Consider the following 25,475-nt stretch of genomic DNA (forward strand, 5'->3'; position numbering starts at 1 on the left):
ATGTCTAAATATAATTTGTTGAATAAATCAGTCAGTTGGACAAGAATCAAACCACAATAGTTCACCACTTTGTTGAACTAGTGTGCCACATTATCAACTAGAATCTCTTTCTTGTACTCTTGACGACGTTCTTGGCGCTTAGTTTTGTCATTGATCTTGCCTGCCAACTGGCCACAAGCCGCATCAATATCATCGCCTCGAGTGCGTCGAGTTACCACAACATAACCTTTCTTAATCAAATAATCACTAAATAAATCAATCGCTTCCTGAGTTGACGTTTGATAGTTAGCTTGTGGGAAAGGATTGAATGGTATCAAGTTGATTTTGCACGGTGTATTCTTCAGTAACTCCGCCAGCTCTTTGGCATGCTGCAAAGTGTCATTCACATCTTTAAGCATGACGTATTCAATGGTCGCTTTACGAGCAGCATTAGAGCGATCCAGGTAACGATGTACGCTGGCCATTAATTCTTTAATCGGGTACTTCTTATTAATAGGTACTAACACATCGCGCAATGCATCATTTGGAGCATGTAAAGATATCGCCAACGCCACATCAACTTCATCTATTAACCGATCCAGTTGAGGCACCATCCCCGAAGTACTTAGAGTGACACGACGCTTGGATAAACCATAAGCCAGATCATCCATCATAAGCTGCATTGATTTAACGACGGGATCAAAGTTTGCCAAAGGCTCGCCCATTCCCATCATCACGACGTTGGTTACCACGCGCTCATCACTTTTATGCTTTCCATGCAGATAGCGGGCTGCCAACCAGACCTGGCCAATGATTTCTGCAGTCGTCAGATTACGGTTGAAGCCTTGGTAGCCGGTAGAACAGAAGGTGCACTCTAAAGCACAACCTACTTGGGAAGAAACACACAGAGTTCCGCGATGACGTTCAGGTATAAAGACCATCTCCACAGCCTGACCGCCAGGGATTTTCAAAGCCCATTTAACAGTACCGTCTTTGGATTCTTGAACACTTAGAACTTCAGGACCTTTAATCTCAGCAACGTCTTTTAGACGCTCACGGCACACTTTGCTGATATTAGTCATTTCGTCGAAGTCTTCGACACCGAATTGATGAACCCACTTCATAACCTGTTGGGCACGGAATGGCTTTTCACCAAGTTCCACGAAGAACTCGACCATTTCATCGCGCGTCAGGTTGAGTAGATTGGTTTTCTCATTACTCATTACAGGACACCTTTACACGATTAATAGCTATCAGGAGGACAGCTACAATCAAAATTTTGTACATTTTATGCGCAATTGCATCGAATAGCAAAAGCGCTCTCATAAACAATAAACTCAACGATTAAAAAAGGGATGAACGAATCACCCCTTTTATATTTTAACTTACTTGCCTTGCCGCCACTCTTTGAGCATGTTGAGCATGTTGAGCATGAAAATCAGTCAAGCAACAAAGAAATGGAACAAAATAGCAATTTTTATCGAGTGCGAGGGCAAATTTCATCAGCACCGAAAAAGTAACTGATCTCACGCTCAGCAGACTCTGGGCTGTCAGAACCGTGTGCAGCATTTTCATCTACAGAAACAGCATAGTCCGCACGGATAGTACCGCGTAGCGCTTCAGCTGGGTTAGTAGCACCCATGATTTCACGGTTTGCTTTAATTGCGTTCTCGCCTTCTAAAACCTGAACCATTACTGGGCCAGAAGTCATGAAATCAACCAATGCGCCAAAGAAAGGACGTTCTTTGTGTTCTGCGTAGAAGCCTTCAGCTTTTTCGCGAGAAAGGTGGATCATTTTTGATGCTACGATGCGAAGACCAGCGCGCTCGAAACGGCTGTAGATTTCGCCAATAACGTTTTTAGCAACTGCGTCAGGTTTTACGATAGAAAAAGTACGTTCGATAGCCATTTCGGACTCCATTAGTATTCAGTCAAATGCTTTCTCAGCTTTAAGTCAGCAAGGTATTAAGAGTTCTTGTTTTAGAACTCAAATTAAAAGGATAAGGGGTTAGCACTCGATCAATTGATCTTTAACTAACCCCTTAAAATCGCGCGCATTATACTGAATGTCTATTATTTGGGCAATGCGCTTCGGTTTATTTTGCCGGCTTTCGGTTTAATAGTGGTTCATCATACTATCCAGGTTTAGCTGCCCTTCTGCTTCAAACGGAATCAATTGGAACAGCTGATCCGAGGCTTTGGTGGAGGTTTTCACTTCGATCTTCAGCTTATAAGAACCAATATCTAATTGATTTCCATCCAGATCCTTTAAGTCGAGCTCATCACCAAAGCGTTGCTTCTGGCCAGGCTCTAACGTGATAGTCTGGAACGCCTGGGTAAACATACGTCCGTTTGACCACTGATTGACGAGATTATCATTGCTGTCGTAAAGATAGATATCAAAAAGCTGGCCACTATTGAAAGTGAGTTCAATCGGCTCTGACGTTTGATTGGTTAAAGTGATATAAGCTTCAACGCTATCAGTTTCGTTGAGCATTACTGTCTCAGCTGGAAAATTTGCCGAAACTTCTATGCCTTCATATTCAGGATAATTCATGCCAGCCAGCTTAGCATACTCAAGTTCATAGTCCACCGCACCGGCGATGGTTTGCTCGGTCCATTTGATAAGTCCTGCTTCCGGTGAAAACCAGGCTGAGACTAAACCTGCATTGTTGCAATATCCGTCGAAGTCCACCCGCACCACCGAGTCGAAGCTTGCCGCTAAGGTGGTCATTGATTGGACTTTCTCAGCCAAAGTTGCTGACTGCGAACAAGAGTCCAGGTTGACACTATATGTTGTACCAATGGGGTCATTAAAATTAACCAGATTTACTGAGCGGTTGTGTTGAGATAGGACTGAAATTGAGTTGGCAGAAGTTTTAAGCCACATTACCTCTTTCCCTAGATAGTTACTGACTTGCTTCCACTGCGAACCAAAACGATCCGACAGAGCAACTGTTTTGCTTTGACCGTAATTCGAAGTAAATTCTTTATAGTCATTAAAGCTGTCCACATCACTCGCTTTAGTGGCGCTAACGGCCAGAATTGAAGTTGCAAACAATAAATTAATGATGTTGTTTTGTGTGTTCATGGTATTACTCCTTTAACAATTGAATGGTGGTTAAAAACAATTCCATTGTGTTCAGAATAAGAACATAAACAAATGAATATAACTAAAGTTTCGAATCAATTATTTTTATAATAATCAATGTGTTATTTGTTTTCAGGAAGTTAGTAGCGCTTTTCATCAAGCTGTAAAACAGTGAACAATTTATGACAAATCAGATATGACTTATTGTGTGTAAAAGTGATGAAATTTTCTTGAAAGATCTTTGTCGGTAATGCGACTGTTTGATGACAGCCACGGAAAATTTATCGTTAAATGTATCGCGTTGGGTCAGCAAAACCCTGACTCTCAAACCCCTGTTTACGCAGGCGGCAAGAGTCACAAACACCACAGGCTTTTCCATCATCAGTGGCTTTGTAGCAAGAAACGGTTTGGCTGTAGTCAACACCTAACGTCATACCTTCAGCAATAATTTGAGCTTTCGTGAGGTTGATAAGAGGAGCTTCAATAGTCAGCTTTTGCCCTTCAACTCCGGCTTTGGTGGCAAGATTAGCCATTGTTTCAAATGCTTTTATAAACTCGGGACGACAGTCAGGATAACCAGAATAATCCACCGCATTGACGCCGATAAATATATGATCAGCTTTAAGCACTTCTGCCCAGCCTAGAGCAATCGATAAAAATACGGTATTACGCGCAGGTACATAGGTGACAGGAATCCCCTCTTCCAGACCTTCAGTGGGAACATCTATTGAATGATCCGTTAAAGCAGAACCGCCAATTTGGCTCATATCAAGATTAACAACAATATGTTCCTTGGCATCCAATGATTGTGCAATTTTTTTGGCAGCATTGAGTTCAGCCAAACTACGTTGGCCGTAATTAAAACTCATGGCATAACAGTCATAGCCTTGCGACTTAGCCATCGCTAAAGCTGTTGTTGAATCTAAACCACCGGAAAGTAATACTACTGCTCGTTTTTGCATAGTTATCCATCGTGCTTACAACAGTTATTTTCTGAAAATTATTGTTTCGCCCCTCGGCGAGCCCCTTTTCTTTGCACCACAGGCACTCCCTACGGTCGCTTTCCAAAGAAAAGGGGCGAAAAGAAAAGACACCCCGTGATTGAGGTTTCGCTTTGCTCAACTTCCTTCGTCTCCGCCAAGTCACTTAACGCAGGGTCTGCCCCCTTGGGTACCGTAAAATACGTTCCATCTCCCTAAAGGGATTCCCTATGGTCACTTACCCGAATTTTACTATTCAAAACGTCCTGTTTTGAATTGCTATGTCTTGGCTACTACTCAGCTCAATCAAATGGGGTTATTGTTGCTCGCTGTTAGCCATATAAAAGTTTATCAAACCAAGAAACGGCTAAACACATATTAATCTTACTAAGGCTGAGAAAATGCTTTTGGCAAGGCTTCTACCCTCCCATATGCCGATTGGAAGGAGCGAAAATGCTCACTATGCGAGGCATTCAATCTTTAAAAATAAGGAGCTTACTGAAGCTAAGTGACTTATTTTTACAGATTTAATAACAAAGCAGATGAGTATTTTAGCCCTTCCAATTAGACGCCGGTTTTCTCACCCCAAATAATCTTATGAAGCTGCACCTGCATTCTCACCTTCAATCTATCTTTGAGTATCCACTCGGCTAAATCAGCATACTCTACCTGGCCATAACTGGGCGAAAATAAGACTTCGCACTTACTGGTTATATCGTATTGCTCTACAGTCATTTTGCACCATTCGTAGTCTTTACGGCTACAAATCACAAATTTTACCTGATCAGTTGGTTTTAGTAATTCGATGTTGGAATACAGATTACGTGCCATTTCTTGCGAGTCTGGGGTTTTTAAATCCATGACCACCATAACCCTCTTATCAACAGGACTGATATCATGGGCACCCCCAGTCTCTGTTGAGACCTTATAACCTTCATCACCAAGCAGCTTAAAGAACTCAAAAACTCTCTTTTGAGCAAGAGGTTCACCACCTGTGATACAGACATGCTCACATCCGTATTGTTTAATTTCGGCAAGGATCTCTTCAAACCTCATCCACTCACCACCACCGAATGCATAATCAGTATCACAATAGACACAACGCAGAGGGCAGCCTGTCAAACGAACAAACACTGTAGGCACGCCAACAGTAAGGCTTTCGCCCTGCAACGAATGGAATATTTCGGTGATCCGTAATTTACTCATAGAGCAAGCTCAAACCTGGCTGGGATGGGAATGATGAAAATATGCGCGGATTGTAGCAAAAGCTGCCTTTAAAGACAGCTTTTAGCGATTATTTGATGATTCTTGAGGGTTTTATAGAGTGTCGAGCTTGGCTTTAGCTAATCGGCCGGCTGTAGTATTTGGGAACAGCTTGCTGACTTGTTGATAGGTCGCTTTAGCAGCAGCCTTATCACCTTTGAGCTCCTGAACCTGAGCAAGCTTTAGCATAGCTTTATCCTTGATACTGGTATCAGGGAACTGCTCATATACTGCTTTGAATTGGTTTTCCGCTTCAGCATACTCTTTATCACTGAAGTGCAACTGACCTAATAAATAATGCGCGTTAGACGCTAGAGAATCCTTAGGATAGTCGCTGACAAAAGTTTTAAAAGCGCTTTTGGCTTGCGGATACTTTTGTTCATTGAATAATGTGAAAGCTTGATTATAAGCCTGTTGGGCCCGATTGCTTGCGCCATTATTACTTGTATTGGCATTGTCAGAGCTCAGCTCTTCAGTTTCTGAAGTAGACAATGTAGCTCCACCTTGCAATCGACGATCTAAATCAAGATAAAGTTCACGCTGCTGTTTGGTGAGCTGGTTGATTCTGTAATCTTGCTGTTCAACTTGACCACGAAGTTGGCGAACTTCTTGCTGGAGTTGATTCACTTGCATAATCAACTCAGCCATAATTTGGCTTTGTTGGCTGGTTTGCTGCTGTTGAACGGCTGAAATATCTCGGGCGTCAACAACTGGTGCAGCGGCATTACTCACAGCCGAAGCTGTGAGTAATGTTACACCTAATAGATTAAATACAACGTTTTTCATTACTGATATTTAATCTCTACACGACGATTTTCTTGCCATGCTGACTCGTTATGAGCTGGGTTTGCTGGAGACTCTTCACCAAAGCTAATCACTTCAATGTTTGAATCAGACACACCATAAGTTCTCATTAATTGAGCAACTGATTTTGCACGACGCTCACCCAATGCCAAGTTGTATTCTGGAGTACCGCGCTCATCAGCGTGGCCTTCTAGAACAACACTTTTACCACTGCTTTGGATATACATAGCGTGTGCTTCAAGAACTTCTACATATTCGCTACGGATAGAATCATCATCAAAATCAAAGTAGATGACATTGTTATCAAGTAAAGCAGCGATACGTTGTCTTTCAGCTTCTTCAGCAGCGCGTTGACGAGCTAAGGCTTCTGCTTCAGCTTGTGCTGCTGCATCTTCCTGAGCGGTTGTATCAACTTGCTCTTCTTCTGGTTTAGTAGTGCTACATGCAGCCAACGTCAAGGCAGCTGTAAGAGCTAGTAGTAATTGAACCGAACGTTTCATTGTTATCCTCCGGGATTGTTGTCACTGTTATTAACTTATAAAATAAAAGGCGACCAGGCTGGTGCTTTAACTTCCCCAACCGTCGCTGGCAACCTTGCTTTAAAACGTCCATCCATTGAAACCGCGCTAAGAACTTTTTGCCCACCATCAACAGTAGAGAAAATAATCATACTGCCATTGGGTGCAATTGATAGCGACTCGTCGAGTGTGGTCTTTGTTAAGACCGTCAACTGTCCAGTCACTAAATCCTGAGCTGCGATATGGTAAGAGCCATTGGCTTGATGAACCATGACAATACTTTTACCATCCGGTGTAAACTCCGCACCTGCATTGTGAATACCTTCAAAGGTTACCCTGTCTACCTTCTTATCTGCAAGTCTAATACGATAAATTTGTGGTCTACCTCCTCGATCTGAGGTAAAGATCAAACTTTTTCCGTCCGGAGCCCACGATGGCTCTGTATCAATCGCATAATGTCGGGTAAGTCTTTGTAATTGTTTAGTTGCCAGTTCTAGCAAATATAGCTCCGGATTTCCGTCTTTTGACAACACAACCACCATTTTTGATCCATCTGGCGACCAGGCAGGAGCACTGTTGAAGCCTTTATAGCTAGCAACAATTTCTCTTTGCCCTGATGCAATATCTTGAATCACAATTTCCGAACGACCATTCTCAAAAGTCACGTAACTTAATTGCGAAGAATCAGGCGACCAGGTTGGCGACATAATAGGGCTTCGTGATGCAAAAATTCTCTTGCCATTAAACCCATCACTATCCGCAACAAATAATTGATATGGACGGGGATCGTTGCGGTTAACTTCAACATAGGCGATCTGGGTTGCAAAAGCACCTCGCTCACCCGTCAAGGCTTCGTAAATCTCATCCGCTGCAATATGCGCGCCCCAACGGAAGTTATCGTTATCAACAACCTTTGTTTTCAATACCATCAAGTGGGATGAACTTGGAATCAAAGGATAACTCCCGTCTTCGATATCAGCGCTAAAAATGGCCTTATCGTTAAAAGGGTCAATCAAATCGTATGACACCATGTAGTTGCCGGATGCCGTTTGGCTCACCGTGCCATAGACCACTCCATCAACACCCAGTTTACGCCACTCTTCGAGGTTTACCTGGTCAATAGAGTAAGGGTGTTGAGGTAATTTTGATATTTCAGTTGGGTTAAATTTACCGCTACGACGCAAGTCATCCGCTATTATTTTGGCAAAATCAAACGGAGGTTGTCCTTGCACCGCAGATTCAGATTCAAACTTAAAAGGAACAACCGCAATAGGTCGTGCATCAGAGCGCCCTTCGGTAATATAAATTTGAATTTCAGCCTTGCTGGCCAAAGCCATAAGGCTGATGCTGATAATTGCTAGCGTTTTAAAAATATAATTCATGCTTTAGCCTTAATTTTTTTTAAACTTTACTCATTGAGCTTTAATCTTTAAAGCTGGGATCAAAGACAATGGTCATTTCACGCAACTCTTTCATGACCTCTGGGTCATCCGAAGCTGGTAATGGCGACGAACGCGTAATGGCCGTTTTACCGGTCTCACAATAATCGTAATCACCACCCAAAGCCTCAGTTTGTAACACAACACCACCTGGTCCCATTGAGATTTTTATGGAGCAGGCTCCTGATGTTTTTGGAGGATACCAATTACGCTTAATTTTAGCGGTAATTAATGCGGTCAACTTCTCAACTTCAGACATTATTTGTCCTCGACGAACCGTATCACGCTGCGCTTCAAAGAACTCGTCATCCATTGCAGCCATTTCTTCTTCCAACTTTCTGAGCTCTTCTTCTTTGCGCTTTTGCTCTGCTTCAGCCTCTTTACGTTTACGCTCTTCTTCTTCCTTACGCTTACGTTCAGCCTCTGCTTTCTTACGTTTTTCTTCTTCAAGGCGCTGCTTTTCTTCAGCCTCTTTACGTTGTTGCTCTTCTAGTTCTTCCTTCTTTTTCTCTTCTTCAAGCTTTTTCTGCTTCTCGGCAGCCAGTTGTTTTTGTTTCTCTTGCTCTAACTTCTCTTGCTTTTCCTGCTCAACTTTTTCTTGTAGCTGACGTTGTTTTTCAGCTTCAAGACGCTTTTGTTCCTGTTCTTTTGCGAGCTGTTTCTTACGCTCTTCTTCCAAGCGTTTCTTCTCAGCTTCCTGTTGCTTCTTGATGGCATTCGCATCAGGTTTTGGTAGCTCTTTGGCTGTCACTATTTTGGCGTTTATCGGAGCGTCCACATATTCATGCTTAACATCCACCTCATCATCCCAGGCAAAATTAAATACCAATAGCCCAATAACAATCACATGGACTGCTATTGATAAAACAATCGGAACAATGTTCTTTTTTTCTGACACCAATTAATACCTAATCGTTTATTACAATGAATCGGTCATTAAACCGACATTTTCCACACCAAACTGTTGCCTCAATTCATCCATCAACTCAACCACGGTCCCATAAGGAACTCTGCGATCACCCTTGATCATAATCGGCGAATTGGGAGAGTTCTCACGCTCTCTGGCAATCAAGGTCATCAACTCATCCAGGGTTAAGTCTCGAAATTGTCGCGAACCAATATCCATGTGAAAAGATTCATCGGCTTTAATACCCACCACAAACGGGTCATACTCATCCGGTGAAATGGGCTCCGCATGAGCACTCGGTAGCTCAACATCAATACCTGCAGTAATCAGCGGTGCGGTAATCATAAAGATCACCAGCAACACCAGCATCACGTCGATATAAGGCACGACGTTAATTTCAGCATTGGGCCGGCGACGCTCTCTACGCACTAGTTGATTCATGATGACTCCTAGCTATGCGCTTTACGATGCAGTACACCCGAGAATTCTTCCAGGAAATTCTCATACTGAGTTTCGATGCGTTGCAAACGATTGGTAAAGCGATTGTAGGCAATAACCGCTGGAATTGCCGCGAACAAACCCATCGCTGTCGCAATCAAGGCTTCGGCAATACCTGGAGCAACCATCGCTAAAGTAGCCTGCTTCACTGCACCAAGCGCAATAAAGGAATTCATAATGCCCCATACGGTACCAAATAAACCAATGTATGGTGTCACTGAACCCACTGTCGCCAGGAATGATAAATTGCGCTCAAGTTTTTCCACTTCGCGGCTATGAGCCACTCGCATCGCACGGTGCGTTCCATCCATCACTGCCTCAGGGCTGACACCACTTTGCTGACGCAAGCGCATAAATTCACGATAACCCGCCTGAAACAAGGACTCCAAACCGGTAACCGGCTTTTGACGCTGAGATAAATCAGTAGAAAGCTTGCCTAAATCAATGCCAGACCAGAACCGGTCTTCAAACTTTTTACTTTCTCTGGAAGCACTGTTCAAAACGCTGGAGCGCTGGAAAATCATTGCCCAGGAAATAACCGATATTACCAATAACAAAACCATGATGGCCTGTACCGGAATACTGGCATGTAAAAACAAGTTGGCAATCGACATCGGGTCTTCAGACGTTGACAGAACTGTCGTCGTTGTTTCAGCACCAGTCACGAGCTATCTCCTCTTTTAAATAGTCAGGCATGGCAGCAGGTTTCATGGTTTTCATATCAACGCAAGCCACGCGTATTGTTGCTTTATTCACTACTAATTGTTGTTCATCATCAGTGACCACTTCCTGCTCGAAAATCACGCTGGTTCTACGAACGCCAGCGATTCGAGTTTTGATCAGAAGCTTGTCATTAAACCGGGCCGGAAGGAGGTATTTGGCATCCACATGAGCCACAGCAAAAGCTAAGCCCTTGTCGATCAAGATATCCTGTTCCCACCCCAAAGAACGAAGCCATTCTGTACGACCACGCTCATAAAACTTCAAATAATTGGCGTAAAAAACCACGCCCGCCACATCAGTGTCTTCGTAATAGACTCTAACTGGCCAAATAAATTCACGCACACTCATTGTTTTTGCGACTCAGTATTATAACGATTGAATTTGTAAAAAGTGTTAATAGCATCTCGAAAAATCTGCAACGGCATTGGCAAATTTCCCTTATATATTCAGTAAATTAGTTAAAAAGGTCGGGATCTTGAGGAATAATCTCGAAATGCTGATAGGCAAGCTTGGTAGCGATTCGACCGCGTGGCGTACGTTGAATAAAGCCCTGCTGGATCAAAAATGGCTCCAACACTTCATCAATGGTATCGCGCTCTTCTCCAATAGCGGCTGCCAATGTATCAAGCCCCACCGGACCGCCAGCAAACTTTTCTATAATGGTCAGCAATAATTTGCGGTCCATCATGTCAAAGCCTTTGTGATCAACGTCGAGCATATCCAGGGCACGGTCTGAAATGTCTTGGGTAATCACGCCATCAGATTTGATTTCCGCATAATCTCGAACTCGTCGTAACAGACGATTAGCAATCCGTGGCGTGCCGCGAGAACGACGGGCAATTTCAAGCGCGCCCTTCTCTTCAATCGGCAAATCCAGAATGCGCGCAGAGCGCATCACAATATGTGTTAAATCTTTTAAGTTGTAGAACTCTAACCTTTGCACAATGCCAAAACGATCACGCAATGGCGAGGTCAAAAGACCAGCGCGAGTGGTCGCTCCCACTAACGTAAAAGGTGGCAGATCAATTTTAATTGAACGTGCCGCCGGGCCTTCGCCAATCATGATATCCAGCTGATAGTCTTCCATCGCCGGATAGAGTACTTCTTCGATGTGCGGACTTAAGCGATGGATTTCGTCGATGAATAGAACGTCATTAGGCTCAAGATTAGTCAGCATGGCGGCTAAATCGCCTGCTTTTTCCAGCACTGGGCCGGAAGTGTGCTTGATGCCCACGCCCATTTCATTGGCGATAATATTGGAAAGCGTTGTTTTACCTAAGCCGGGAGGGCCAAAGATCAAGACATGGTCCAATGCTTCCTGACGCTTTTTAGCAGCGCCTAAGAAGATTTCCATCTGTTCGCGGACTTTTTCCTGTCCAACATATTCACCTAACGTGGTTGGGCGAATAGCGCGGTCAAACTGCTCTTCGTCAGCAAACTCAGATGGTGCGATGATGCGGTCATGCTCAATCATTGGATTTTATGCAAAGGCACTACGGATAAATAACGTGAAGCTAGTCTACCAAGTGTCTGTAACTTATGGAACCACGCCATTCGCGATTTCCATAATTGGTCATAATTGGCCTAAACCAGTTGTTCTAGCTGGTCTTGCAGCTCCAGCCACTCTTCCTCTGTTTGCTCCAGCTGGGACTTCACTGCCGAATAATCGCCAGTCAATTGAGTCAGCTTGTCCTTATTGCTTTCTTCATACAAAGTCGGATCGGCCATAACCTCATCAAGCTTTGCTTTACGCTGATTCAAGTCCTCTAACTGTTGTTCCAGTTTTTTGAGCTTGTTCTTGAGCGGTTGCAACTGTTTGCGCTTTTCTGCTTCTAGCTGTCGCTGTTCTTTACGCGACAGTTCGTTTTCAACATCATTGGATTTAGCCGGCGAGCTTTCTTCCTCAGCACTGACAGAGTCTGTTTTGCCCTGGCTGGCTTTCTTTTGTTGCAAAGTGTCTTCCAGCGACCAGCGCGCATAATCATCCAGGTCACCCTTGAACGGCTCAACCTTACCACCAGCAACCAGATACAAATCATCACACACCGTTCGCAGCATATGTCGATCGTGCGAGACCAGCACCATTGCGCCTTCAAAGCTTTGAAACGCCATAGTCATAGCAAGGCGCATTTCTAAATCAAGGTGGTTGGTCGGCTCATCCAGCAATAACAGATTCGGTTTTGAATAAACCAGCATGGCTAACACCAGCCTCGCCTTTTCGCCGCCAGAAAACGGTGCCACCGGCTCCAGCGCTTTGTCACCATTAAAGTCAAAACCGCCTAAAAAGTTGCGCAACTCTTGCTCGGTCGCTTTAGGGTAATCGCGTTGCAGGTGCTGTATCGGCGACATCTGCGGATGCAGTTGTTCCAATTGGTGCTGAGCAAAATAACCAATCTTGAGCGTTTTGGCAGATACTTTTTCGCCCGCCAATAACTCCAGTTCATCAGCCAGAACTTTTATCAATGTCGATTTACCGGCACCGTTCTTTCCAAGCAGACCAATCCGGTCACCCGGCATCAACGAAAAGCCAACGCCGGATAAAATCTTCTTAACACCACCATCAACTTGATAGCCTGCATCAGCGGATTTGAGCTGCAATAAAGGACTCGGCAAATGACCCAGCTCAGGAAACTCAAAGTGAAATGGCGAATCGATGTGTGCCGGAGCAATCTTCTCCATCCGCTCCAAAGCCTTGAGGCGGCTCTGTGCCTGCTTGGCCTTGGAAGCCTTAGCCTTAAATCGATCGACAAAGGATTGCATGTGGGTAATTTCTTTTTGCTGACGCTCGAATTGCGCCTGCTGCTGCGCTAACTGCTCAGCTCGTTGTAGCTCAAAATCAGAATAATTGCCGCTATACAGCGTCACTTTCTGCTGTTCGATATGGGCAATGCGATTTATGGTGCGATCGAGAAAATCACGGTCGTGTGAAATTAGCAGAACAGCGCCCTGATAAGCCTTCAGCCAGTTTTCCAGCCAAATTACCGCCTCCATATCCAGGTGGTTAGTCGGCTCATCCAACAATAATAGATTGGAGCGACACATCAACGCCTGCGCCAGATTCAAACGCATCCGCCAACCGCCGGAAAAACTCGAGACCGGAAGCTGTTCCTGCTCAGCGTTGAAACCCAGACCATGCATCAAAGAGCCAGCGCGAGCACGCGCCGAATAACCATCAATCTCATCCAGCTTTTGATGCAACTTAGCAATTCGCTGACCGTCCGCGTCATTATGGTCGCCCTGCGCAGCCCTCTCTTCCAAACGAGACAACTCCGCCTCAACCGCACACAATTCTTCATCGCCCTGCAACACATACTCCAATGCAGGCGCCTCAACTGAAGGCGTTTCCTGACGCACGCTGGAAATCGTAATACCACCCGCCATCGAGAAATTACCAGCATCCTCCTCCAGCTCTCCACGGATCAAACCAAACAGCGACGACTTACCGGTACCATTAGCCCCCGTCACCCCCACCTTATCGCGAGGGTTGATGATAAAACTGGCATCTTCAAAAAGAACCTTCTTGCCACGGCGTAGCGCCATGTTCTCGAAAAACAGCATGTGGAATTAAGCCTTAGAAAAATTGCAGCCATTATAAAGGTTAGCCAAAGCAGTACAATCAGAATCAGCAGAGATAGCCAGATCTAGGCAGCCAAGTATCATTTCCTATAATCTATGGGGTTTGCTAGTATCAAACGAAATCAAGGTTATCAGTAATGGCTGGTAATATTATATCAGGGTAAAAACATGTCGCTTGAGACACGATTAAAAGAAACTTTAGTAAATCACTATGCTTGGCCTGTTGGGCGAGAACACGTCCAGAGATATTTAGAAGAAGTTTTACCTAGAGAGCCCTGTTCACTATGTTATCGAATACCAAAAAAAGGCTATTCCTTGCCCTTTTTCAAAGATAACAATATTCAACCACTAGCTGTTCTTTTGATTGATACAAAATTAAAAAGCTATCCATACGCATTTGAAGATGATGCAACAATACTACCTTGCACAATTGAAGTTTTTGCGGTTCCAAAAAATGAAGTAGAGAAAACAAAGAAAGTGTTTGATGAAAGTTTACTGTCTAAACTAGGAAAAAGAATAAAAAACAGAGTTACTTGTACCGTTTGGTTTGGTCTAGATCAGTACGGTAAAGTCATTGAGAAACAAGCTTAGCCTCGAAAACAAAATGACTTCGAGAATAAAAATTGGAGCACAACCCAATGTAGGATACCCCTAGGGAAGGGTCTGCGTCGCGACGCACCCTACCTGCTAATGGAGAGAACTAATAGGCTCAGAGTAAATTAAGAAGCTCTGCTTACTCTGCCCCTTAGAAGTAGCGGCACTACAGGAGCCGGTTTATGACAATTGATGAGATGTCTGGTTTGGAGATTATGCAAGCGCTAGCCTTAGAGAAGCTTGCGATGCCGACCATGTGCGAAACCATGCCGATGAAAGTAGTCGAAGCTACCGAAGGCAAGATTGTTTTTGAGGTACACGCTGATGATCGACATCTCAATGTATTGGGCGGCGTTCACGGCGGCTTCGCGACCACGGTCTTGGACTCAATCACTGGATGTGCGGTTCATACCATGCTGGCGGCAAGCGATGCATACGCCACCGTTGACCTTAACGTAAAGATGGTAAGGCCTGTGCCTGTAAATACACTACTTTTGGCCGAGGGGATCGTTATCAATATGTCGAAATCCCTTGGTATTTCGCAAGGCGAGTTGCGGGATCAAGCTGGAAAGCTCTATGCTCATGCTACAGCCACCTGTATGCTCATGCGAAAAGTTTAATTAGTTTAGTAGTGGCTGAGTAAATCAATAAACACAAAGGACATAACAGAATGAAAATAAAAATTGGGATAGCAGTTATTCTCATCGCCATTTCTCTCGGCGGATTTTACCTCTATTCAAAAGAGTCAGCTCCAAAACAGGAAGAAGTGGTTACTAAAGAGAATAAAGGAATTAAGGTTGAGGATGTCATTGCAGATCCACAGCCGTATAACAATGTCAGCGATGATAAAGCCACCACCAAAAACTCTTCAGAAGCCACAACTGAATCAGAAACAGTCAAAAACACAGACGAAAACATTGTGGAGTTAATTGATTCAATTGAACAGAACGGTGCTCTAAGTACCAATGAGATTCACAAGTTGATGACTAATTCTGAAGGCTTCGATAAGGCTTTATATAAACTTGAAGAGTCATATTATGAGCCGGAATATAGCTACGAAACTAAGGTTAAGTATCAGCATTTTTTCAATACCAGTCCGTTTCATCTCCAAGGTAAAGCACAACTCAATAATTTGCAATGTTCCCCAAAAATGTGTCTAGCTAAAGTTACAGGAGTTAAAAATGAGGAACTAGCAAAGTACGCTCAAAGTATCCAGTCATCTAAGGACTTACCTATCAAGGCTCTGGCAATAGGTGTAAATGGTACTCAGGTATTGCTGGCCTTCTCCACTGATCCTGAAGTCAATGCATTTATCACTCGGAAAGAAACTGATGAATAAGACCGAGATTCTGACTAACCTATAAAGTAACAGGCATTATTATGAACACGAAAACAATACAAATCACATACTGGATTATTGCAGCACTTCTGATGATGTCAGCGGTAATAGCCAACCAATTTAGCGATGAGTTTAGCTGGGATAAGTTTGATTTTCTGGTGCTTGGTATTATGTTGCTGGGTGCTGGCTTTGCTGTTGAGTTGGTGCTTCGATTTGCCAAAAAGCCACAATATCGATTGGGCCTTTTCATAATCATTGCTGCGGCTTTCCTGCTGATATGGGCTGAATTGGCGGTGGGCATTTTTAGTTAATAACAATGAAGCCTATTAACTTGCGTATATCTTCATAAGTAAGTAGGGGTACCATTGAGATCAATGGCGAGTTCAAAGGTAACCCTACTAAAGAGCAACCACTGACTAAAGCTAAGACTAGCCCACCGAACCTATAGTAAACACTGGGTTCTCAATGGTACAATGCGGCGCATACACACCAACAAACTCTCCCTATGAAATTATTAGTTCGTAATTTGGACCGTGGCACCACCGAAGAGCAAGTTAAAGCTTTGTTCGAAGAATACGGTACCGTTCAGTGGTGCAATTTGATTATGGATAAGGCTACTGGCAAGTCTAAAGGCTTTGGTTTTGTGGAAATGCCTAAAATTGGCGATGCGAAGGCTGCGACCAAGAATCTTAATGGTCGTAACGTTGACGGCAGTAAAATCCGCGTTAAAAAAGCAGAAGACAAGCAAGATACTGAATAAGCATAGCCTCGAAGGAGCAAAGTGACTTCGAGGTTTATTCGCTCCCCTCAATTCAAGCCCCCTTTATTCAATCCTCCTTGTCGAAGCCATCCCTGATTACACCAAGCTAATTTTCTAAAGCCACAGGTGGCAAACTCCTTATTTCCATGCCCCGTTTCCAGTGCTAGACTGAGCGACATTAATATTTCAAAAGAATTAACTTGGGGGTTATATGTCTTTTCGTAAAAGCGCCATTAAATTGGTCCTTCTTGGCTTTGTTGTTTTATTTAGTGGTTCTTCGATCGCCGCAGACTCCAATAAAGATAAGCTCAAGCAGATGCTGGATGGAACGAGTAAACAACAAACCGTATCCAGCCTATCTGATGAGTTAATGACTGGGCATTGGATTGGCGTCTATGATTACAACAATCGAACTGCGGATACGCCACCAGCCAACTCCTTTACATTGGTTATGGAGAAAGTGTCTAATGACATTGCTGGCATAATTTTAGAACCTGACTTAAACCCTGGCTATTACGCACAAATTGCTGAAGTCATAAACCCTAGAGTCAGTGGCAAAACATTCAGTTTTACTAAAAAGTATAACAGCGGTACCACTATCGATTACTCACTTGAGGTAGATGTTGATAGCCGCGCTATGATCGGAACTTGGAGCATCAAAAATGGACCGTCAGGCCTTGTTCAAATGGTGAAATTTGACACTAAAGACTTTCAGTAGCCGCATGCTCATAACGCAATGCTTCTTTTAAGGAAGAGGCATTGTCCGTTGTTATAACCAGAGTTCGCTTTTGGTCTTTTATTGTTAATTCGATGGCTGCTTTGCCACGACCAATATATCCCAGCTGCTTGAGTTTAACTCGATACCCATAACCTAAGAACTCAGCAGCTGGATTTCCTTTTTTATCTTCAACAGACTCAATATCTTTTAGAGCTACTTTGGTTTTACCAAACTTGCCTAGACTGACGAAAAGATGTTCATCTTCAACCTTGGTAATAATGGCTATCTTAGAAACATACCAGGCTACTAATGCAGTGACAGCACAAATTAAGAGTGCCCAGTGGCTGGCCATAGCATTAGCCGGTACTGGCTTATCCATAAACTCCTGTTCATAGAACGAATATCCAAATAGTGCGGATAGAAAGATTAAAATAATGGTAACTACCACCATTAACTTTTTTGGCATGATGGGTTGTTTCTCAAAATAGTTCACTACTGAATACCTGTTTTTTGTTTGTTGATATTGATTCTAAATTGGCCTGACCCGGTATGCAATTAGTGAACCATATTTTGTATTCGGACTTACTAATTTGACACTGATATTCGCTTTGTTCCATAGTGTTAGTGTAGATTTTGTAATTACTTAAGGAGCTACGGATGGAGTTCCAATGTAACGACGCAACCATTGAAAGCACGTTGCTTCCCCATAAGAAGCTTGAAGAAATCATTCATGCTCAGACCTCTATTGCTCGTCTAGGCATTAACTTTGGAGCTATTCTCAAAGAAGCCGCTCAACAGTCTCAAAAGCTGACTAACGCCGATGGCGCAGTCATTGAGCTTATAGAAGGTGATGAAATGGTCATCCGTGCCGCCTCTGGTATTGCCTCGGATTACTACGGCGTTAGACGAAATAGCGCCAACAACATGTCATCTATCACCATCAAAAGCAAACAGGCATTAATTGCCAATAATACCGAAAATGACTCAAGAGTCGATCAAGTTTCCCGAGCAGCCATTGGTCACCGTTCGATGATTGTCTTCCCGTTATTCCATGAAAATAAAGTGGTAGGAGTTTTGAAGGTTGTCTCTAAGAAAGCCAGCTTTTTTTCGATGGCAGAACTCAAAATCATTGCTTACATGTCAGAGCTAGTTGCGAGCACCATGTTTCATGCTCAATATTATGCACAAGATGAATTATTCCGTCGTGCCACTCAGGATGAGCTCACAGGTATAGCCAACCGTGCTTTATTTATGGATCATCTACAGCAGAATATCGCACACGCTAGACGCGATGATAGCAAGGTAGCTGTTATTGCTATTGATATGGATGACCTTAAAGTCTTGAATGACAATTACGGGCATCATATTGGTGATAAAGCTTTACAAACACTGGCTGCAAGGTTTCTAGACAAGGTAAGAAGTTCCGATACAGTAGCTCGCTTAGGGGGAGATGAGTTTGCTATTACCTTATCTCCAGTCGATGGAAAACAATCTGCGGAGACAGTTGTTACTAACTTAATCAACTCTCTTGATCAGCCTATGCAAGAAGACGGGAAAGAATTCAAACTTGGAGCCAGTTTTGGTATAGCAGTTTACCCTGATGATACAGATGATCTGGATGAGTTACTTGAAATAGCCGATCAGAATATGTTTACCAATAAACGTGCTCGTAAAAAAGCCAGAATTTAGCTATTCAACGATACTCCAAAGCGCTACTAACTCGCCAACTGTCTCAAGGCCAAACGAATAAGTTCTTCGCTCTTAGCATCATCGTGAGCAACCTGAGTTACGGCCTTGCTGGCGATTTGTGGTTTATAGCCTAAAGCAATCAAAGCACTGACCGCCTCTTGCGACGCATCAGTTTTTGCTGTTTGCGCAATACTTGCTTCAGATGGTTGGCTAGATGGTAAGCCTGCAGATATTGACCAGTCCTTCAAGCGATCAGACATTTCAACTAATAGGCGTTCTGCAGTTTTCTTACCGACACCTGGTAACTTTACTAACCTATCCACATTGCCATCATGCACCGTCATCACAAATTCATCTGTTTCCATACCTGATAAAATGGCCAGTGCTAGCTTAGGCCCAACACCATTCACTTTAATCAACTCACGAAACAAGGCCCTATCTTTAGTACTGATAAAACCATAGAGCGCATGTAAGTTTTCAGCTATCGACATATGTGTTGAAAGAATGGCTTGCTCACCCTCTTCCGGCAACTGATAAAAAGTCGTCATCGGCACCTGAATTTCGTAACCGACACCGGCAGTGGTTTCGATGATGACAAAGGGAGGGATTTTTTCGATTAATGTACCGCGTATTCTTCCGATCAACGTAAACGTCCTCTAGTTATCGTTTTTGCACCTTTCAATAAAGCCAACCCTTGAGAGGTGTTGGCATGGCATAAAGCCACCGCCAAAGCATCAGCAGCATCAGCCTGAGGGCTGGTAGGTAATTTTAATAGCGTCTTAACCATGTGCTGAACTTGACTCTTATCCGCGCCGCCTGTGCCAACCACAGATTGTTTAACCTTTGTTGCAGGATATTCAGACACCGGCAATGCATAATGGCTTGCCGCCACAATAGCGGCACCGCGCGCCTGGCCTAGCTTTAAAGCAGAATCCGCATTTTTCGACAAAAACACCGACTCAATGGCAAACTCATCAGGCTTAAACTCCTGAATCAATTCACACACACTATCAAAAATCTGCTTAAGCTTTAAATCCAAGGTTTCATCTTTAATTCTAATGCAACCGCTTGTTATATAACGCGGTCGATTCGCTGGAATTTGACCACCTACTTCGATTATTCCGAAGCCCGTAAGGCGAGAACCTGGGTCAATTCCAAGGATAATAGGCATTCAAGCTCCAAACAGATCAAAAAATTCTTATATTTAATCGCCTATTAGACTTTTTCTAGGAGCAATGGTCAAGGCGGTAAGAAAGGGACATTGTTAGTAGGCTGGGGATGCCTGGGAATTTTAAAAATATATCGGGCGCACACATAGGTACGCCCCTACCAACTTATTCCGAAGTTCCGATTGTTTCGAGGTTTACCTTACCAATTGTAAAATATTAGGTAGGGGCAGACCTACGTGTCTGCCCAGTTCATTAAATATATGACAAAAGCAGATTCTGAATCGAGTTCAGAATGACAAAACTTGGGGCCTTTCTATAAAAGACTCATCGAATATAACTCCCTATCATTAGAAGCTCTCTAGACGATGGCGAGACGAGGTAAATTTATTTTTGCGATGATGAGTTTACGAGTTGTAAATACCCAAGGGGGCAGACCCTGATTTTGAGCAAAAATAAATTTAACAAAGTATCGTAAAGTAAAAGTGCGTAGAAATGATTTAGATGAAGATGAGGCGCGGCGAAAGCACATTAAAAGAGAGGCGTTCACATATAGTGAATAACGAGCTTTTAATGTGCTTTCAACAAAGCCTCACCAAGTATAAACATTTCTAGACTAGATCGTAGGATTCAGAAGGAATATCCGCGTTCGTATAAACATTTTGCGTATCGTCCAACTCTTCCAGTCGGTCAACTAGGCGAATCACTTTGGCACCATCGTTAACGTCCAATTCCGCTTGGGTTGACGGTAACATTGAAACTTCTGCATTTTCTGGCTCAAAGCCTGCTTTGACTAACGCTTCTTTAATATCAAGAAAATCTTCAGGTGTGGTTTGCAGCTCAAAGGAGCCATCATTGTGAGCGACAAAATCTTCGGCGCCGGCTTCTAACGCAGCTTCCATCAGCGCTTCTTCTTCCACATTGTCACCAAAAATAAACTGACCTTTTTTCTCGAAAAGGTAAGCAACCGAACCATTAGTACCGAGATTTCCACCATGTTTGGTAAACGCATGTCGAACTTCGCCCACAGTACGGTTTTTGTTGTCGGTCATACATTCGACAAGAATCGCGACACCACCAGGACCATAACCTTCATAGGTGAGCTCTTCGTAATTGTCACCTTCAGCATTACCGGTACCACGTTCGATCGCTTTCTCGATGGTATCTTTCTTCATGTTAGCGCCGAGCGCTTTATCCATGGCGGCTCTTAGTCTTGGGTTATCATTGGGATCGCCACCACCTTCTTTCGCGGCAACTACGAGCTCGCGAATGATTTTAGTAAAGATTTTTCCGCGCTTGGCATCTTGTGCTGCTTTGCGGTGTTTGATGTTTGCCCATTTGCTGTGACCAGCCATAATTTACCTCTCGATTCGAAGGCTCATTCTTTACTCTAACTTTGTTAAATTGAAATTTTATCTGCTCACGGATTGTTAATACGCTCCGCTATAAAATTTCAATTTGCCGCGTTAGAGTTTTGTCTAATCCTTCTCTTACACGTTTTGATCTTTTTCATACTTAAGTTTGTTCAAGCTTGTCATTTAGCAAATGTAAAATCCGCACTTTCTCAAACTTTATACCGCGAAATTGTTTAGCCCAAAGCGTTCTTTCTAAATACAATGTCACTTTAGGCTACTTTATTAATTCCTTACTTTTCTTTCTTCTTAACTTGAATACCTAACTCATCCAGCTGCTTTTCCTCAACAACACTTGGTGCTTGCGTCAACGGACAGCTCGCTGTGGTAGTTTTCGGGAATGCTATAACATCACGAATTGAGTCCGCACCAACCATTAACATTACCAGACGATCAAGACCGAAGGCCAAACCACCATGTGGAGGACAACCGAATTTCAGTGCATCCAATAAGAAGCCGAACTTTTCTTTCTGTTCAGTTTCATCAATACCCAGAATATCGAAAACAGTTTCCTGCATATCCTGATTATGAATACGAATCGAGCCACCACCAACTTCGCTGCCGTTTAGAACCATGTCATACGCTTTAGACAGGGTCTCTGTTGGATTAGCTTTAACCGCTGCGGCGTCGTTGTCTTTCGGTGCGGTAAACGGATGGTGTAGTGCATGAATTTCACCATCAATCTCTTCAAACATTGGGAAGTCGACTACCCACAATGGCTTCCACTCGTCACGAATCAGTTCAAGGTCCGCTGCAACTTTCAATCGCAACGCGCCCATGGCATCAGCAACCACTCGCTTGGTGTCTGAGCCGAAGAAGATAATGTCACCTTCCTGTGCTCCTACTTTTTCAACAATCGCTAATGCTTTGTCGTCGCCTAGGAATTTCAGGATTGGGCTTTGTAAGTTTTCAGCACCTTGACCATTGACCTTCATCCAGGCCAAACCTTTGGCGCCATAAATACCAACAAAGTTGGTGTATTCGTCAATTTGCTTACGACTTAGTTTCGCACCACCAGAAACACGAAGCGCGGCCACACGGCTTTGCTCGTCTTTGGCTGGGCCCGCGAATACTTTAAACTCTACGTCCTTAACGATTTCATCAACGGTTACCAATTCCATATCGGTGCGCAAGTCAGGCTTATCAGAACCATAACGTTCCATCGCTTCGGCATAGCTCATGCGTGGGAATGCCGGCAGTTCGATTGCCATTAATTCTTGGAACAAGTGACGAATCAAACCTTCCATCAACTGCATCACTTCTTCCTGATCGAGGAACGAAGTTTCGATATCCAATTGAGTAAATTCAGGCTGGCGATCAGCACGCAAATCTTCATCACGGAAACATTTAACAATCTGGTAATAACGATCAAAGCCAGACATCATCAGCAACTGCTTAAACAGCTGAGGTGATTGTGGCAAGGCGTAGAATGAGCCTTTATGTACCCGACTCGGTACCAGATAGTCACGCGCACCTTCTGGCGTCGCCTTGGTCAAAATGGGTGTTTCCACATCAATAAAACCATGCTCATCCATATAACGGCGCATGGCGCTGGTGACTTTATGACGGAAAATCATGTTCTGCGCCATTTCTGGACGACGCAAATCAAGGTAACGGTATTTCAGGCGTTGTTCTTCAGATGCTTCCAGATTCTCATCAATTGGAATAGCCGGCGGCTGTGCTTTGTTGAGAATAGTCAGCTCCTGCGCCAACACCTCAATCTCGCCAGTGGTCATGTTTTTATTGACCATCTCATCCGGACGCGCACGTACCTGGCCTTTGACCTGAATCACAAACTCATTACGAAGCTGCTCTGCGGTAGCAAACAACTCTTTAAAGTCAGGATCAATCACCACCTGTATCAAACCGCTGCGATCACGCACCTGAAGGAAAATAAGCCCTCCAAGGTCACGGCGACGATGCACCCAGCCCGACAATGTAACCGATTGATTTACTTCGTTTTTTGATAGTTCGCCACAGTAGTGGCTTCGCATTTTGCTTGTCATAGGTATTTCTGCCTGAAACCTGAATAATTTAAGAAGGGAAAAACCCCGAAAAAACGCAGTATGGTACGCCACAGCTTGCCGAGTAGCAAGCTGCGAGCCCTTGAATTGCTGAATTGTAACCCAGTTCCTGAGCACAGATTAAGCGTTTTTCTGTAATAAAAGTTACTAACCAATGCCACACTCTTGTCACCTTGTACTGACAAAATAGCCAGCATGAAAAAGTATTTATTTGAAGCGACATCACGAAAGTCCAATTCATTGGGAGTAGCAGCTTATGATTAATAGCAACAACCTGGTGGAACAATTCTTACCCAAGCTGGAAAAATCACCGCGCATAAAATCAGGAGTATCGCGTCTTATCGCCAATTTGTTCCATGAGCAAGAAATCAATCGATTCATCGAACAGAACCAGCATCTCTCTCCCTGCGACTTTCTGGAAAAGGTCAACGAGCATCTTGGGCTGAGCTATGCCGTCAGTAATTCTTCATTGGAAAATATCCCCGTGTTCGGGCGCGTGGTGATCATTGCCAACCACCCGTTAGGCTCATTGGATGGGCTTGCGTTACTAGCCTTAGTACATTCGGTTCGCAAGGATGCCAAAATCGTGGTTAACGAACTGTTAGGGTCATTGGCACCACTGCGCCCCTTCTTCTTAGGCGTCAACAATCTTACCGGACAGAGCAGCCGCGATAAGATTCAGCAAATCCACCAATCACTGGAGGATGAACAGGCGGTCATATTCTTCCCTGCGGGTGAGGTTTCGCGCTTGTCCATCAAAGGTGTGCGCGATAGCAAATGGCACTCAGGTTTCCTGCGCATGGCAAAGCATGTAAAAGCACCCGTTTTGCCGATTCATGTTGGTGGCAAAAACTCAAAATTCTTTTATGGCTTATCGCTGATAGCCAAACCAGTCAGCGCTCTTTTACTGGTTCGTGAAATGTTCAAAAATGTCTCACTGACACTACCGATCAAAGTTGGCAAATTGATTCCATACGCTTCATTTAGCGGCATGTCACCTGCCAGCAAAGACAGCATTGCTCGCTTCAAAGAGCACCTATACGGCTTAAAGAAAGACAAGAGTGGGTTTTTTGAGACAGAGCAATCGATTGCTCACCCAGAAAAGAAGCAACTGCTCAAAGAAGAACTAAGCAGCTGTCGACTGATTGGTCAAACCCATGACAGCAAAAAGATTTACCTACTTGAAAATACCATCGACTCGGTATTACTTCGTGAAATTGGTCGCCTTCGAGAAGTCGCTTTCCGCAAAGTTGGTGAGGGTACTGGCAATCGTCGTGATATCGATAAATTTGATTACTACTATAAGCACATCGTGCTGTGGGATGAGCAGGATCTAGAAATTGTCGGTAGCTACCGTATAGCCGACATCAACCGTCTTCAAACTGATCAAGAACTTTATTCGGAAACCCTGTTTGGATACGAAGATCAACTGCGAAAGAAATTCCCGATGGCCATGGAGTTAGGCAGAAGCTTTGTGCAACCACGCTATTGGGGAAAACGCAGTCTTGACTATTTATGGTTTGGAATCGGTGCTTACTTACGTGAGAATCCGCATGTACGGTATTTGTTTGGCCCCATCAGTCTCAGCAATGATTATCCGGCCTTTGCCAAAGATCTCATTATTTATTTCTACCATAAGTTTTATGGTGCGCCGTTGCTATTAGCACGCTCCTTCAATGCTTATCGCATTAAGCCGGTACAGAAAGCCAAGCTAGAGAAACTGTTCAGTCATCAGGATGAGAAAGAGTCCTTTGCCATTCTTAAATCAGAATTGGCGAAACTTAGTTGCAGCGTACCGACACTTTTTAAACAATACAGCGACCTGTGTATTGAAGGCGGCGTAGAGTTTCACGACTTTGGTTCCGACCCAGCTTTTGGCGATTGTATTGATAGTGTGGTTTGGATTGACCTGCTTAAATTAAAAGAAAAGAAGCGTAAGCGTTATATCAGTGAGTTAGTATAACGACTGTTTATATTATTTAACTTAGTTAATAC

27 protein-coding genes are annotated in these 25,475 nt (G+C 43.7%); 8 read left to right on the forward strand and 19 right to left on the reverse strand.

Going from position 1 to position 25,475, the window contains the following annotated elements:
* Nucleotides 1–77: 77 nt before the first annotated feature.
* The 14 genes from KKOR_RS09245 to KKOR_RS09310 all read right to left on the reverse strand — a co-directional run bounded on the left by KKOR_RS09245 (nt 78) and on the right by KKOR_RS09310 (nt 13,760).
* Nucleotides 78–1,202, reverse strand: a complete 1,125-nt coding sequence (locus KKOR_RS09245) for a bifunctional tRNA (adenosine(37)-C2)-methyltransferase TrmG/ribosomal RNA large subunit methyltransferase RlmN (RefSeq protein ID WP_015780858.1) — start codon at nt 1,200–1,202, stop codon at nt 78–80.
* A 254-nt stretch (nt 1,203–1,456) separates the two neighbouring features.
* Entirely contained in the window at nt 1,457–1,888 is a 432-nt protein-coding gene (ndk, locus tag KKOR_RS09250; protein ID WP_015780859.1) for a nucleoside-diphosphate kinase, read from the reverse strand.
* A 207-nt stretch (nt 1,889–2,095) separates the two neighbouring features.
* Entirely contained in the window at nt 2,096–3,070 is a 975-nt protein-coding gene (locus KKOR_RS09255) for a BsuPI-related putative proteinase inhibitor (RefSeq protein WP_015780860.1), read from the reverse strand.
* A gap of 287 nt (nt 3,071–3,357) precedes the next feature.
* The gene (gene queC, locus KKOR_RS09260) at nt 3,358–4,032 is read right to left on the reverse strand and encodes a 7-cyano-7-deazaguanine synthase QueC (protein WP_015780861.1); all 675 of its coding nucleotides are present in this window, start codon (nt 4,030–4,032) and stop codon (nt 3,358–3,360) included.
* A 582-nt stretch (nt 4,033–4,614) separates the two neighbouring features.
* A complete protein-coding gene (gene queE / locus KKOR_RS09265; protein WP_015780862.1) occupies nt 4,615–5,256 on the reverse strand; it encodes a 7-carboxy-7-deazaguanine synthase QueE in 642 nt (213 codons plus the stop codon).
* Between the two features lie 111 nt (nt 5,257–5,367).
* Nucleotides 5,368–6,099, reverse strand: a complete 732-nt coding sequence (ybgF, locus tag KKOR_RS09270; RefSeq protein WP_015780863.1) for a tol-pal system protein YbgF — start codon at nt 6,097–6,099, stop codon at nt 5,368–5,370.
* Complete coding sequence (gene pal, locus KKOR_RS09275) at nt 6,099–6,617, reverse strand: peptidoglycan-associated lipoprotein Pal (protein ID WP_015780864.1); 519 nt, start codon at nt 6,615–6,617, stop codon at nt 6,099–6,101. Before pal ends, ybgF begins: the two co-directional genes overlap by 1 nt.
* Nucleotides 6,618–6,652: 35 nt before the next feature.
* Entirely contained in the window at nt 6,653–8,017 is a 1,365-nt protein-coding gene (gene tolB / locus KKOR_RS09280) for a Tol-Pal system beta propeller repeat protein TolB (RefSeq protein WP_015780865.1), read from the reverse strand.
* Between the two features lie 40 nt (nt 8,018–8,057).
* Nucleotides 8,058–8,972 carry a cell envelope integrity protein TolA gene (gene tolA, locus KKOR_RS09285; RefSeq protein WP_015780866.1) on the reverse strand — a complete coding sequence of 305 codons (915 nt, stop codon included), beginning with the start codon at nt 8,970–8,972 and terminating at the stop codon, nt 8,058–8,060.
* A gap of 21 nt (nt 8,973–8,993) precedes the next feature.
* Nucleotides 8,994–9,422, reverse strand: a complete 429-nt coding sequence (gene tolR / locus KKOR_RS09290; protein ID WP_015780867.1) for a protein TolR — start codon at nt 9,420–9,422, stop codon at nt 8,994–8,996.
* A gap of 8 nt (nt 9,423–9,430) precedes the next feature.
* Nucleotides 9,431–10,144 (reverse strand): protein TolQ, encoded by a 714-nt coding sequence (gene tolQ / locus KKOR_RS09295; RefSeq protein ID WP_015780868.1) that lies wholly within the window; start codon nt 10,142–10,144, stop codon nt 9,431–9,433.
* The gene (gene ybgC / locus KKOR_RS09300; protein ID WP_015780869.1) at nt 10,131–10,550 is read right to left on the reverse strand and encodes a tol-pal system-associated acyl-CoA thioesterase; all 420 of its coding nucleotides are present in this window, start codon (nt 10,548–10,550) and stop codon (nt 10,131–10,133) included. The genes tolQ and ybgC overlap by 14 nt, the downstream gene beginning before the upstream one ends.
* A 106-nt stretch (nt 10,551–10,656) precedes the next feature.
* Nucleotides 10,657–11,676 carry a Holliday junction branch migration DNA helicase RuvB gene (gene ruvB, locus KKOR_RS09305; RefSeq protein ID WP_015780870.1) on the reverse strand — a complete coding sequence of 340 codons (1,020 nt, stop codon included), beginning with the start codon at nt 11,674–11,676 and terminating at the stop codon, nt 10,657–10,659.
* Nucleotides 11,677–11,786: 110 nt separating this feature from the next.
* Complete coding sequence (locus tag KKOR_RS09310) at nt 11,787–13,760, reverse strand: ATP-binding cassette domain-containing protein (RefSeq protein ID WP_015780871.1); 1,974 nt, start codon at nt 13,758–13,760, stop codon at nt 11,787–11,789.
* A gap of 186 nt (nt 13,761–13,946) precedes the next feature.
* Between KKOR_RS09310 and KKOR_RS09315 the strand changes: the two genes are divergently transcribed.
* The 6 genes from KKOR_RS09315 (at nt 13,947) to KKOR_RS09340 (ending at nt 17,189) form a co-directional block, all read left to right on the forward strand.
* Nucleotides 13,947–14,369, forward strand: a complete 423-nt coding sequence (locus tag KKOR_RS09315; protein ID WP_015780872.1) for a hypothetical protein — start codon at nt 13,947–13,949, stop codon at nt 14,367–14,369.
* Nucleotides 14,370–14,554: 185 nt separating this feature from the next.
* Nucleotides 14,555–14,992, forward strand: coding sequence for a PaaI family thioesterase (locus tag KKOR_RS09320; protein ID WP_015780873.1), 438 nt, complete (start codon nt 14,555–14,557; stop codon nt 14,990–14,992).
* A 50-nt stretch (nt 14,993–15,042) separates the two neighbouring features.
* Nucleotides 15,043–15,711, forward strand: coding sequence for a hypothetical protein (locus KKOR_RS09325; protein ID WP_015780874.1), 669 nt, complete (start codon nt 15,043–15,045; stop codon nt 15,709–15,711).
* 41 nt (nt 15,712–15,752) lie between these two features.
* Nucleotides 15,753–16,022 (forward strand): hypothetical protein, encoded by a 270-nt coding sequence (locus KKOR_RS09330; RefSeq protein WP_015780875.1) that lies wholly within the window; start codon nt 15,753–15,755, stop codon nt 16,020–16,022.
* A gap of 194 nt (nt 16,023–16,216) precedes the next feature.
* Nucleotides 16,217–16,471 (forward strand): RNA recognition motif domain-containing protein, encoded by a 255-nt coding sequence (locus KKOR_RS09335; protein WP_015780876.1) that lies wholly within the window; start codon nt 16,217–16,219, stop codon nt 16,469–16,471.
* Nucleotides 16,472–16,682: 211 nt separating this feature from the next.
* Nucleotides 16,683–17,189, forward strand: a complete 507-nt coding sequence (locus KKOR_RS09340; protein WP_015780877.1) for a hypothetical protein — start codon at nt 16,683–16,685, stop codon at nt 17,187–17,189.
* Here the strand turns inward: KKOR_RS09340 and KKOR_RS09345 are convergent.
* Nucleotides 17,173–17,655, reverse strand: a complete 483-nt coding sequence (locus tag KKOR_RS09345) for a hypothetical protein (RefSeq protein ID WP_228638593.1) — start codon at nt 17,653–17,655, stop codon at nt 17,173–17,175. The two genes, KKOR_RS09340 and KKOR_RS09345, sit on opposite strands and share 17 nt — an antisense overlap.
* A gap of 191 nt (nt 17,656–17,846) precedes the next feature.
* Here KKOR_RS09345 and KKOR_RS09350 point away from each other — a divergent pair, with 191 nt between their 5' ends.
* Nucleotides 17,847–18,878, forward strand: a complete 1,032-nt coding sequence (locus KKOR_RS09350) for a sensor domain-containing diguanylate cyclase (RefSeq protein ID WP_015780879.1) — start codon at nt 17,847–17,849, stop codon at nt 18,876–18,878.
* 26 nt (nt 18,879–18,904) lie between these two features.
* Here KKOR_RS09350 and ruvA read toward each other — a convergent pair whose 3' ends face one another.
* From ruvA to aspS, 4 genes are all read right to left on the reverse strand, one after another.
* A complete protein-coding gene (gene ruvA / locus KKOR_RS09355) occupies nt 18,905–19,522 on the reverse strand; it encodes a Holliday junction branch migration protein RuvA (protein ID WP_015780880.1) in 618 nt (205 codons plus the stop codon).
* Entirely contained in the window at nt 19,519–20,049 is a 531-nt protein-coding gene (gene ruvC / locus KKOR_RS09360; protein ID WP_015780881.1) for a crossover junction endodeoxyribonuclease RuvC, read from the reverse strand. Before ruvC ends, ruvA begins: the two co-directional genes overlap by 4 nt.
* 606 nt (nt 20,050–20,655) lie before the next feature.
* Entirely contained in the window at nt 20,656–21,399 is a 744-nt protein-coding gene (locus KKOR_RS09365; protein WP_015780882.1) for a YebC/PmpR family DNA-binding transcriptional regulator, read from the reverse strand.
* A 290-nt stretch (nt 21,400–21,689) separates the two neighbouring features.
* Entirely contained in the window at nt 21,690–23,450 is a 1,761-nt protein-coding gene (gene aspS, locus KKOR_RS09370) for an aspartate--tRNA ligase (RefSeq protein WP_041296210.1), read from the reverse strand.
* 286 nt (nt 23,451–23,736) lie between these two features.
* On the opposite strand from aspS, the gene KKOR_RS09375 reads away from it, so the two are divergent.
* Nucleotides 23,737–25,443, forward strand: a complete 1,707-nt coding sequence (locus tag KKOR_RS09375) for a lysophospholipid acyltransferase family protein (protein ID WP_015780884.1) — start codon at nt 23,737–23,739, stop codon at nt 25,441–25,443.
* Nucleotides 25,444–25,475: the final 32 nt, after the last annotated feature.

It is taken from the genome of Kangiella koreensis DSM 16069, from assembly GCF_000024085.1.
Classification (GTDB): Bacteria; Pseudomonadota; Gammaproteobacteria; order Enterobacterales; family Kangiellaceae; genus Kangiella; species Kangiella koreensis.